The sequence below is a fragment of the Mycobacterium sp. genome, from assembly GCF_032159565.1.
Lineage (GTDB): Bacteria > Actinomycetota > Actinomycetes > Mycobacteriales > Mycobacteriaceae > Mycobacterium.
Genome location: NZ_JAVHWR010000038.1, coordinates 100,779 through 112,266 on the forward strand (window position 1 = coordinate 100,779; position 11,488 = coordinate 112,266).

At 65.1% G+C, this 11,488-nt stretch carries 7 protein-coding genes; 5 read left to right on the forward strand and 2 right to left on the reverse strand.

Annotated elements, in window-relative coordinates; all coding sequences use genetic code 11:
* Positions 1–597: 597 nt before the first annotated feature.
* The 3 genes from QOC76_RS05280 (at position 598) to eccB (ending at position 3,539) form a co-directional block, all read left to right on the forward strand.
* Positions 598–981 (forward strand): hypothetical protein, encoded by a 384-nt coding sequence (locus tag QOC76_RS05280; RefSeq protein WP_526354905.1) that lies wholly within the window; start codon positions 598–600, stop codon positions 979–981.
* Positions 899–2,089, forward strand: a complete 1,191-nt coding sequence (locus tag QOC76_RS05285) for a PE-PPE domain-containing protein (RefSeq protein WP_526354927.1) — start codon at positions 899–901, stop codon at positions 2,087–2,089. The genes QOC76_RS05280 and QOC76_RS05285 overlap by 83 nt, the downstream gene beginning before the upstream one ends.
* Positions 2,090–2,159: 70 nt before the next feature.
* Complete coding sequence (gene eccB, locus QOC76_RS05290; RefSeq protein WP_526354907.1) at positions 2,160–3,539, forward strand: type VII secretion protein EccB; 1,380 nt, start codon at positions 2,160–2,162, stop codon at positions 3,537–3,539.
* On the opposite strand, the gene mycP is transcribed toward eccB, so the two are convergent.
* Both mycP and eccD read right to left on the reverse strand, forming a co-directional pair.
* On the reverse strand, positions 3,504–4,904 hold the full coding sequence (gene mycP, locus QOC76_RS05295) for a type VII secretion-associated serine protease mycosin (protein WP_526354909.1): 1,401 nt from the start codon (positions 4,902–4,904) through the stop codon (positions 3,504–3,506). The two genes, eccB and mycP, sit on opposite strands and share 36 nt — an antisense overlap.
* Positions 4,901–6,265, reverse strand: coding sequence for a type VII secretion integral membrane protein EccD (gene eccD / locus QOC76_RS05300; protein WP_526354911.1), 1,365 nt, complete (start codon positions 6,263–6,265; stop codon positions 4,901–4,903). Before eccD ends, mycP begins: the two co-directional genes overlap by 4 nt.
* A 145-nt stretch (positions 6,266–6,410) precedes the next feature.
* On the opposite strand from eccD, the gene eccCa reads away from it, so the two are divergent.
* Positions 6,411–10,157 (forward strand): type VII secretion protein EccCa, encoded by a 3,747-nt coding sequence (gene eccCa, locus QOC76_RS05305; protein WP_526354913.1) that lies wholly within the window; start codon positions 6,411–6,413, stop codon positions 10,155–10,157.
* Complete coding sequence (locus QOC76_RS05310; protein ID WP_526354915.1) at positions 10,154–11,317, forward strand: type VII secretion-associated protein; 1,164 nt, start codon at positions 10,154–10,156, stop codon at positions 11,315–11,317. The genes eccCa and QOC76_RS05310 overlap by 4 nt, the downstream gene beginning before the upstream one ends.
* The last annotated feature ends 171 nt before the right edge of the window (positions 11,318–11,488 follow it).

The window sequence follows — 11,488 nt, forward strand, 5'->3', positions numbered from 1 at the left end:
CAATACCTCGCGTCTTCGTTGAGGGCAAGACCTCCGTTGTTCCTTCATTCTCTGTAGCACGCGAAGGCTTGTGGCGCCCGACGCCATGTAAGCACGGGAAAAAACTCTGACGAAATTCGCTGATGGCCCTCGCGCGACTCGCGCTGTCGTCAGCGCCCGTAGCGGCTTCCATCATCAACAGCCCCCCACCACTCGAGACGGTATCGAGTGCTGATAATTTTCGCACGCAATAATTTGCTCGTTGGGACCTTCGACGTTCGACTACTGCGCTGTGCGCGGCGCCGTCGATCGCGCCGAGACAGTGGATTCGCTGCGCGAAGGGTGCATTGATTGCTCCAGTGCGCCGAGTATCTCCGCCTCGCCTGTGCTTCGAAGGCGACGTCCCGGTACAGCGCAGGGCGGTTTCGAAGGCGCGCCGCCTTAAGGCCTTGATATCCAGCCCATCAGACACCTACTACCTACGCGGTCGTCGGACTCGACGCGAACCGACCGTGCAATAAGCGGAGTTATGCCAGTTTGCTCGATATCGTCGCGCAAACCGCGCTCCGGTGCGAGGATCCCTCGGGAACAGAACAGCGAGGAGAGGTGTACATGGGCATGTCGGCTCAATCAGTGGTGAAGACGGCGGTCGTCGCGATCTTGACCGCACTGGCCGCCTTGATCATCGGCGTGATGCAGTCGCTGACGACGGCAGCCACGGCATCCCTCGGATTGACGGCATTCCAAGCTTTGATCGTGCCCGGTACCGGCACGCCGCATGCAGCTGACGACTACGTCAACAACGTGCTCAACTACTACGTCGTCCCCGGCGCTGACCCCGCTTGTAGCGTGACGGCTCCGGCTGGCCCGTGTCCGACCACGCAGCATCGACTACTTCGCGACCTTTTGGCCAATACCGCTGCCGGGATGGGGCGGCCTATCAGGTCAGAAGTGGAACGTGTCGGTCGCAAGCGGGGTGACTGGCCTCACCACGGCATATGAAGCGCTCCCGAGTGATAGCGACGTACTGATCTTCGGGTACTCGCAGGGTGCCACCGTCGCCAGCAATTTCAAAAAGGCGCACCCGCAGGACGGCGTGGAACCGGGCGACCCCACAACCGACTACTTCTTCATCGGCAACCCGCAAAAACCTAACGGCGGATTCTTCGAACGGTTCGCCTTCTTAGGCAACGTTCCCATATTGGATGCGCAATTCGGCGACCCATCGCCGACGGACACCTGCAACGGCGGCGATCGGGTCTGCACGACGGACTTCGCGCTGCAATACGACGGTGTCGTCGACTTCCCACAGTGGCTGGCCAATCCCGTGGCCGATCTCAATGCGGTCGCCGGCTTCGCTTACGTACATGGCACGTATCTTGCGCCCAACGGCGACGATCCGGTTACCGAGACGCCGTATGGCTACAGCGTCAAGGAGGTGCAGGACGCGGTCACGGCTGCGCAGGCCAACTGCAGCGTAGAGACGTACTGCCAGCACGTTGACGGTAGCGACACCATCTACGTGGTGTTGCCGGCCAGATATCTGCCGATCTATCAGCCTTTCATTGACTTGGGAGACGCGACTGGCACCTCAGCGCTGGTGGTTCCCGTCACCGATTTTCTTTCACCCTTTACCCGGACGATTATCGAAACGGGTTATGACCGAACGGATTACAGCAAACCGACACCGGGCACACTGCTCCCGCCTGCCAATTTCAACCCGGTCCAGACAGCAGTCGACCTCGTCCATGACGTCCCGGAGGGCATCAACATGGCGTTGACGCCCGGCCGCACACCGCTGCCGGGATCGCCCCCGGTGACAAGTGCGAGCACTCTGTCGGACACGGGCGGCAATGAGCTCGTCGCCAACACGACGACGCCGAGGCCCGTCGATGGCACGCCGCTGGTTCGGTCGGGGCTGTTCGCCAAACCCGGTGGGGGCGTCACGGCCGCCGGTGCGAACGGACCGAACGCCAATCGCCCGCTGAGCAACGCGCTGAAAGATTTCCATCCGGTGCGCGACGTCGTTAAGGCGGTTTCGAGCGAGGTGAAGAAGGCGCTCGGCAAGGACGACAGCTCTGCCGCCGGCGATAACGCCGAGGCCAATTAGTCGCGCGGCCGGGGTCAGATTGGTGAAAGGTCATACCCCCGAGCGCCATTAGGCTGGGCGCCGGGGGAATATGGCTCGTCAACCGACGACCCGGCTGCAAGTCAGCGGGTACCGATTTCTGCTGCGGCGGATGGAACACGCACTGCTGCGTGGTGACATCCGCATGCTTGACGACCCGATGCGGACACAGTCGCTTTCGTTGATCGCAGGCTGCGTGCTTGCCGTTGTCGTTGTCGCCGTGTGCGCGGTCCTGGCGTTTCTTCGGCCCAACGCAGGCCTGGGCGATGCCGCGATCGTCATGTCCCGCGACTCGGGAGCGCTGTATGTCCGCATCGGCGACACGCTGCACCCCGTCTTGAATCTGGCTTCCGCGCGCTTGGCCACCGGCAACGGTGATAGTCCGCGAAGCGTCAAAGCGGCCGACATCGACAACTCGAAGCGCGGTCCGCTACTTGGCATCCCCGGTGCGCCCTTCGCCATCGGCCGGCCATTGTCCACCCGAGAATCCGCCTGGACGGTCTGCGACGAAAGGACGACGACGGTGATCGCCGGCCCCACAGATCTGAATCCACACGACCACCAACCGAATGTCCTGGTCAGTCCGCGAACGGAGAGCGCGGCCGTAACGTACCTGCTGTACGACGGCCGGCGTGCGGAAGTCGATCTCCGTAACCCCAGTGTTCTATGGGCCTTACGGCTCGACGGTGTTGAGCCGCGACCTGTGTCGCGGGCGCTCCTCGACGCTGTTCCCGAAGCGCCGCCGATCACTCCGCCACATATCCCCGGCGCCGATTCTCCTGGCGCCATCCCCGGCCTGCCGGTCGGGACAGTTGTTCGGGTGACACGAGTCGACGGCGTCGACTACTTCGTCGTGCTGGCCGACGGCGTCCAGCGCATCGGCGAAGTCGCGGCGAACTTGATTCGCACCATCGACGCGCGGGGAAGCCGTGAGATGGCCACCGTCTCACCCGACGCCATCGGCGATGTACCGGTCGTCGACTCGCTGCCAGTGTCCAGTTTTCCCACCCGAGCGGGCGTGACCATAGGTGCCGGCGACAGCGGTGTGATATGTGCCCAGACGGTGCCGTACAGGCCGGAAACCGTTCTGTGGCAGGGTGACTCGCTGCCCGTCGAACCGAGCCCGGTTGACCTGGCGCAGCGCGATGGCGAGGGACCGAACATCGACACCGTCGTGCTGCCCTCGGGGCGAAGCGCTTACGTGCGATCGGCTGCCCTCACCGGCGAAGGCGGCGCTGCCGGACCGCTGTACTTGGTGACGGACACCGGCGTGCTCTTCGGCCTTCGTGACGAGAACACGGCCAAGCTCCTCGGCGTCAGGGGCAATCCCGTCGCGGCTCCGTGGCCGGTGCTGTCCCGGCTACCGCGCGGGCCCGAACTGAGCAGAGACGGTGCACTAGTCGCGCGCGACAGTCTTGCCTTGCCGCCGTAACCGGCTGAGCGATGCCGTCATCGCCACCGCTCCAGATATCACCGCGACGCAAATCCCGGCACCGCCGAAAGCGATCTTCCGGCCACTTTGATCCGGTGTGATTTCGCTTTCCGGCAGCGACACCGAACGAACACCGTCAGCGCTCGACTCACTCCCACGAATAGTCATGTCCGTGGTGGCGCTGCCGCCGCTGACCGCGGCAAGCGCATCGACGACGCCATGACCGACGAAGGGATCCCAGCCCGCGGGCGGCCGATGCGCAGTGTCCTTGATCCGCTGCATCACCTGTCGGGCGGTCAGCTGAGGCGATCGTGCGCGAACGAGCGCGGCGATTCCGCTCACTACCGGCGCCGCATAACTCGTCCCCATGATCGGCATCGCATCGCCGAGCACGGGCAGCGAATTGACGAGACCCTCTCCGTCCGCGTCCAGCGAAACGACGGACTCGCCCGGCGCCGCGACGTCCACCCATGGCCCTGCGAGAGTGAACCGCGATGGCGCACCCTCGAGATCGACGGAGCCCACCGTCAGCACGTAGTCGTCGTACCAGGCCGGGCTCACAACAACTTTCACCGACTCCCAGTCTGGCTTGCCGGGCCGAGCGGGATCCGCCGGTGGGTTCTGATCGGGGCACTGCCCGAGTCCGCCGACATTTCCCGCTGCCGCGACGACAACGACGTTCTTGACATCCACGGCATATGCCAACGCTGCACCCAGCGACCGGTCGTCAAGCGCCGCGGCGGCTGCAACGCAGGCAATGGATGACACATTGATCACCGTGGCGCCCATGTCAGCCGCGGTCCGTACCGCCATCGCCAACGTGTCCACATCACCGAATCCCGGAGCCGATTGGCCGGCCGGCGCGAACTTGACGCTGGACTGCCGAATGCCGATGATCGTCGCGTCGGGTGCGACACCGCTGAATCCACCGTGCTCCGTTGCTTGTTCGGTTGCACCGACGATTCCGGCGACAATCGTTCCGTGCCCGTCGCAGTCATCGGTGCCGTCGCCGGTGAACACGTAGTCGCCTCCGGGAACAAGATGAGGGAGCAGGCGATGCCGCGCAACCCCTGTGTCGACGACGGCGACGGTCTGACCGGCGCCGCGACTGAGCTGCCGGACCGCCGGGAGATTCAGACCTTTGAGCTGGCCTCTGGCTGCCCTTGGATCGCCCACCGTAACGGCAGCCGAAACGACGCACTGTTGGCGCTGCTCGGTGGCCTCCGGCGGTGCGGGTGGTCGCGGTTCGGGCAGTAGCGAGTTATCAACCGCGGGCGGCATCACCGCTGCAGCAACGGGTGAAGACCACACCGGGATGGACACCAGCATGATGGCTGTGGTGAGTCGCGCCAGCCGAGAGGTCATGTCAGGCTCAAGCCGCGGATGAAGCCGAAGACACCAGCGACCCAACAAGCCAACGGTACGGCCGCCGCGATCGCGAGGTAATCCACCACCTCGAGGCTGCGACGCGCCGGCGGGCTCAACGATGATCCGAGGTCTGCACGCACAGACCACAGGCCGACGAAACCGAAGGCGACTGCGATGAGAGACACCAAGATGCGATGCTGCGGCGCCGCCAGCGCGGTCAATACCAAAGCCGCGGTGGTGCTGGCCAGTCCAGCCGCAAGCACGGCCGCGGACCGGACTGCTCCCCGCTGTTGAGCTGCCCGAAACATCAGCACCACGGAGGCGGCGGCCGTAAGCGCAACACCACTCCACGTGTTCGGACGGTGATGGTCCATGGCGACCAACACAGTGCCCAGTGCCGCCGACAACGAGAAGCCGGCGAGAAGTCCCGTCAACGCGTTGTGGCCGCGGTCCGCGCAACACGCACCGACGTCGACCGGAATGGCCACTTCATCGTGTGCATGGTTTGTACCCGGCATCCGCGGCGCCAGACCGACCAGGAAAATCGACAGCTTCGCCGCGACACCCATCATCGCCAGAGATGCGGCGGTCAGCACGGCGCCCACGGTCGCAGTCGGGGCCGGCCAAATCGCCACCACCGCTGCGGCAACCGCCGTCAAGGCTGAGATCACCGTGATGGGGACGAAGAACGTCGTTCCGCTTGACGTAAGACGAAGCAACAGCGTCGATACCGTTGCGCAGACCGCAGCCGCCAGAAAGAACTTCGGTGGTGTGGGACCGCCGGGCACCAACAGAAATCCGGATACCGCGCCGAACACGACAGCCGTCGCGCCCAGGCTCAATGTCGGCGACTGTTCAGCATCGACTCGGCTCGAGATGACGGCTGCAACGGTCGTCGCGACGGCCACGATCGCCGCGACGACGCCTCGGATGTCTGGTGCCCCAGGACCGGGAAAGGCAAGTGTCGTCGCACTGAAACTCGCCGACCACAAGAACGCAACTGCACCCATCCGTCGGGTCCAGCCGGTATCGCGATCGGCCGAAGCCGAAGCATCGACGACGTAGTGGCTCATATCGCTGTAACGGGCAGCGAGCACCGACGTCTCAGCGGAGAGCAGCAGCACGTCACCATCGTCAACACCGCTCTCCTGTAACGTCATCGACTCATCGAGCAGCGTTCCGTCGATCCGTGACAGGCTCCATCGCTCACCGGCATGAGGCGGATTGACGACGAGGTCGACGATGTCCGGTAGCAATTGGCCGAGTTCGAGCCGAGTGGGCAGAGTGAGATCCACCGCCACTACAGTCTCCGGTCGAAGCGTTCGCACCGTTACTCGACACAGATCAACAACCGTCATGTGACCCCCCGCCGATCACGGTAACCGCGTCCGCAGGCGACATGTGGCGGCAATTTCTCTGCTGTGGAAGGGGAACGAGACAGGGTGCCGCCTCGTCTATTGCTCGGTGGAGTTCTTGATCACGCCGCGCGTCGCGACGCCACCCATGGCGACCGAAGAAGTCGCCGTGCAGGCCCCGCCGGACATTCCGCGCGATATGCCGGGTAATCCCCTGTCCAGGTTGCTCCCCGTGGCGATGGTGGTCGCCACGGTAGGGATGATGGCCTTCTACTTCACCTCGGGCGCTTCGGCGATGCGCAGCCCGATGTTCATGTTCTTTCCGGTGATGATGCTCATCTCCCTCGTCGGCACGGTGGCATCTGGGTCGCGCGGAGGCAGTCGAATCCACGAGATCAACAGAGACCGTCGCGACTATCTGCATTACCTTTCGCTTCTTGACGCGAAGCTCGCGAAGACCGTTGAGGAGCAACGTCGTTCGTCGTGGTGGAAGCACCCCGACCCGGGATCGCTCTGGGCATTGGTCGGCGGTAGGCGAATGTGGGAGCGCAAGCCCGGCGACACCGATTTCGGGCACGTCCGCCTCGGGCTGGGCATTCGGCCCTTGTCGACGCCTTTGGTCACCCCAGAGCTCGGACCGCCGGACGATCTCGATCCCGTCACATCGATGGAGTTGCGGCGGCTGCTGCGCGACCGCTCGATGGTGCCCGATTTACCCGTCGCGTTCGCGTTGAAGGACTTCGCCGCCGTCACCGTCAACGGCGACACATCCGCAGCCCGGAGTCTGCTTCGTGCGGTGGCATGTCAGTTGGCGGCGATGCACAGCCCACAGGATCTACGCATTGCCGTCGCCGTCGATCCCATCACCGCAAGGGACTGGGATTGGTTGAAATGGCTGCCGCACCATCAGCATCCCTATGGCGTCGACGACGGCGGGTCGGCGCGGTTGACGTACGGCAGTCTCTCGTCTGCTGAGGCCGCACTGTCGGGCTGCCGCCGAGCTCATGGCGTGCTGCTGGTCGACGGCGGCCTGATTACCGGTACAGAGGGCCTCTTCACCCGGCGGAGTGCAGACAGGATGACGGTTCTCGAACTGGGCACGGCGTGTGACGACGTCGCCGGCCTGCACCTCGTCTTCAGCGGCGATGATCTGGTCGCACACAGTGAGACCGGTGACGACGTCGTTGCCCGCCCCGACGGAATGACGCCAGGACAGGCGGTGGCATGCGCCCGCCGAATGTCTCGGTTCCGGCCCGCGGCCACGACGACCGTCGGCCCGGTGTGCATTTCACCATCGCTCGGATGGTCGGAGTTGATGGGCATCGCCGATGTCGGTGAAGTCGATCCCACAACGCTCTGGCGTGCCACCCGTCGGCCGGAAAACATGCTGAGTGTCCCGATCGGCGTAACCGAGGTCGGCGAGGCGGTCGAGCTCGACATCAAGGAGGCGGCGGCGAATGGCATGGGGCCGCACGGCTTGTGCATCGGTGCGACGGGCTCCGGCAAGTCGGAGTTTCTCCGCACTCTGACGCTGGGCATGATCACCGCGCATCCGCCCGACGCGCTGAACCTGGTCCTCGTCGACTTCAAGGGAGGTGCCACCTTTCTCGGGTTGGAGCGCGCACCCCATACCTCCGCGGTGATCACCAACCTGGCGGACGAAGCGCACCTCGTCGCGCGCATGAGGGACGCGTTGGCCGGTGAAATGACCAGGCGCCAAGAGCTATTGAGGGCGGCGGGCAACTTCGCGAATGTGGCGGACTACGCCCGGGCGCGCAAGCGGAATGCTGGCCTGGCTCCATTACCGGCGCTGTTCATCGTCGTCGACGAGTTCTCGGAGCTACTCAGCCAGCAGCCGGATTTCATCGACTTGTTCATCGCGATAGGCAGGCTCGGCCGTTCGCTGGGCATGCACCTCCTGCTCGCGAGTCAGCGCATAGACGAGGGCAGGCTGCGCGGGTTGGAATCCCACTTGTCCTATCGGGTATGTCTGAAGACATTCTCTGCGAGTGAATCTCGTTCGGTTCTCGGGGTCGCCGACGCCTACAACTTGCCCAGAACACCGGGTGCTGCGTACCTGAAGACCGGTGCGGCTGAGCCCGTGCGCTTCCAGACGGCGTTCGTCTCTGGACCCTACGAGAGCAGGCCATCGAAGTCCGCCGAGTCGACAGCCACGCCGGTGCCACGGGTGTTCACCGCGGCACCGATGGGCCGCATTGCGTTCGGAACCGATCACCGCACCGGAGGTCCGCCCGCTTCCGCCCGCACGGTTCTCGACACGGTCGTCGATCGACTCGAGGGCCGCGGATCGCCGGCGCACCGAGTATGGCTACCGCCGCTGGCGACATCGCCCGATCTCGATGTCCTGCTGCAGCAGGCCGGGGCGCGTGTTGCACTGACTGTGCCGATCGGCCTCGTCGATCGCCCCTTCGAGCAGCGCCGGGATCTGTTTGTCGCGCAACTCGACGGCCGGGGCGGAAATGTCGCCGTCGTGGGCGGGCCGCGGGCCGGCAAGTCCACGGCGCTGCGGACGATGGTGCTGGCGCTGGCCGAGACTCACGACCCCCGCGATGTGCAGATCTACTGTCTGGACTTCGGCGGCGGTGCGCTGTCCTCGGTACGACAACTGCCGCACGTCGGTTCGGTGGCAAGTAGGCGCGACGTCGACCTGATTCGCCGAACTGTCGCCCAACTCGAATCACTGCTGCGAGCGAGAGAGGCGCAGCGCAATTCCGGCGATTCGGACACACCGGGCGACCCGTACGGCGAGGTGTTCCTCGTCATCGACGGCTGGGCCACCATCCGGCAGGAGTTCGACGCTTTGGAGGCGCGGGTCACTTCGATTGCGGCGCAGGGTCTTTCATACGGCATCCATGTGGTCGTCTCGGCGGCGCGATGGGCCGAGATCCGGTCCGCGCTGAAGGATCAGCTCGGTACCCGCATCGAGCTGCGGCTGGGCGACCCGGCGGAATCCGAGATGGACCGGAAGCGCGCACGGCAGTTGATGAAGAGCCCGCCCGGTCGCGGCATCACCCGCGACGGCCACGAGTTCGTCATCGCGCTGCCTCGGTTCGGTGCTGCCATCGCTGACAGGTTGAGGACGCGATACGGAGGGCGCGCTGCACCACTCATCCAGGTTCTGCCGGCACGCGTCGGCTACGAGGCAGTGGTCGCACGATCGCAAGACCCGTGTTCCGCCATGCGGATCGTGGTGGGTATCAGTGAGTCCGAATTGCAATCAGTCGCACTTGATTTCGCTGCTGAGTCACATCTGATCATCCTCGGCGAGGCGGAGTGCGGCAAGACGGCCACCCTGCGGACGGTCTGCCGCGGGATCGTCAGGACGAACGCGTCAGACGCCGCTCAACTGTTCATCGTCGATTTTCGTCGGACACTGCTCGGTGTTGTCGAGTCCGACCATCTCGCGGGGTACACACCGTCCGCGTCGGCGCTGACGTCGCAGTTGGTCGGCCTGATGGAACGTCTACAGGCGCGCATGCCCGGTGCGGACGTCAGCCAGCAGCAGTTGCGAGCGCGGTCCTGGTGGTCGGGTCCGGAAATCTACGTTGTCATCGACGACTACGACCTGATCGCCCCTGCGGCCGGCGTCAACCCGCTGGCGCCGCTTGTCGACTTTCTGCCGCACGCCAAGGATCTCGGTTTGCATGTCGTGGTGGCGAGGCGCTCCGGCGGTGCGGCGCGGGCGATGTTCGATCCAGTTCTGGCTCGGCTGCGGGACCTTGGATGCATGGGCCTGATGATGAGTGCCAGCCCGGACGAGGGCGTGCTGATCGGTTCCGTCCGGCCGTCGCAGCTGCCGCCAGGTCGGGCAACACTCGTCACCCGTGCGCACCCCGACCGGCTCCTCCAAATCGCGTGGAGCGATCCGGCGTGACGGAGTGTGTCGTCGAGGTGGGGCCGGGCACGGTCCGCGGACCATGCCATGCGGCGCCGATTCTGGTGTCAACAGCGCTCGACTGCATCGACGATGACATCGCCATCCTCGATGAACAGCCCGTTGCCGTCACCGCCGTATGGCGTGACGTTTTCCGAACTGTTTTGCCTGAGCCCGTCGAGACCGCCGTGCTGGTCTGCCCGACGTGGTGGCCGCCGCCGTGGCTCGATCGCGTGGCGGAGGCCGCGGCCACTCGATCGTCGAGAGCCGATGTGCGACATCGTGCCGACGTCCTCGCCGGCGGCGTGCCCGGCATAGCGACGATCGTCGAGATCGCACCGGACTTCGTCGCTGTATGCCGGGCAGGCGAGGTGATCACAGCCGACCCGCGGCTCGGCGAGGCTGCGGACGTCGCCAACTCAGTGGCGAACAGCGTCGGCCCGGCGACCTCGGTGCTGGTGGACGCACCGGTCGGTATCGCAGGAGCAGTCGAACTGGCCCGTGCGATCTGCGAGCGCCTTCGGATTACAGGCGTCGCGGCGACGACGGTGCACCCCGACCGGGTACTGGCTGCCACGCGGGAAGGGCCGCGGGAAGCGAACGAATCGAAGCCACTTCGACGGAGAAGACACAGGTTCGCAGCGCCCGCCGCTTCCGCGGCAGCGGTCGTTCTGCTCTGCGCCGGCTTGAGTCTCCCGCCAGGCGCGGACGAACACGATCTGGGCGCCGCGCCGATGACACTTCTGGTCGAAGGACGAGTCGCGCTGAAGGTTCCGGCGTTGTGGGCGGTGCAGCGCATCACATCGGGAGCGGGCTCGGCGCGGGTGGAAGTGAGAGCGCCGGACAACGCGACGGCCGTACTGGTGACCCAGTCGCGGGTGCCCGAAGGCGAGACGCTGTCTGCGACCTCAGCGATGTTGCGGAGGGCGCTCGAGGACCAGCAGACGGGTGTATTCAGTCAGTTCAACCCCGACGATCGTCGCGCGGATCGAACTGCTGTCACGTACCGGGAACTCCGTGAGGGACGGCAGATCGACTGGGCGGTGTTCGTCGACGACACCGTGCGGATCGGCGTCGGCTGCCAGAGCGCGCCGGGCGGCGAACCCGCCGTCCGTTACGCCTGCGAGGAAGCCATCCGGTCGGCACATGCACTCATCTGATTCGGGGGAACCAACTGCGCTCTGGGTCCGTCGAAATCACATCGCGATCGAAAAGCACGGAAAGGACTTTGATGACGACACCCGCAGGCGGCTCGCTCAACACCGACTTCGAGTTGATGACAGCCGTCGCCGCCAAGATCGACACCGGCAATGACGAGATCCGGGCCATGT

Bases quoted from the DNA above. Each gene is read 5' to 3' on its own strand.
- QOC76_RS05280 (WP_526354905.1), top strand. From the start codon at position 598: ATGTCGGCTCAATCAGTGGTGAAGACGGCGGTCGTCGCGATCTTGACC.
- eccB (WP_526354907.1), top strand. From the start codon at position 2,160: ATGGCTCGTCAACCGACGACCCGGCTGCAAGTCAGCGGGTACCGATTT.
- mycP (WP_526354909.1), bottom strand. From the start codon at position 4,904: ATGACCTCTCGGCTGGCGCGACTCACCACAGCCATCATGCTGGTGTCC.
- eccD (WP_526354911.1), bottom strand. From the start codon at position 6,265: ATGACGGTTGTTGATCTGTGTCGAGTAACGGTGCGAACGCTTCGACCG.
- eccCa (WP_526354913.1), top strand. From the start codon at position 6,411: ATGGCGACCGAAGAAGTCGCCGTGCAGGCCCCGCCGGACATTCCGCGC.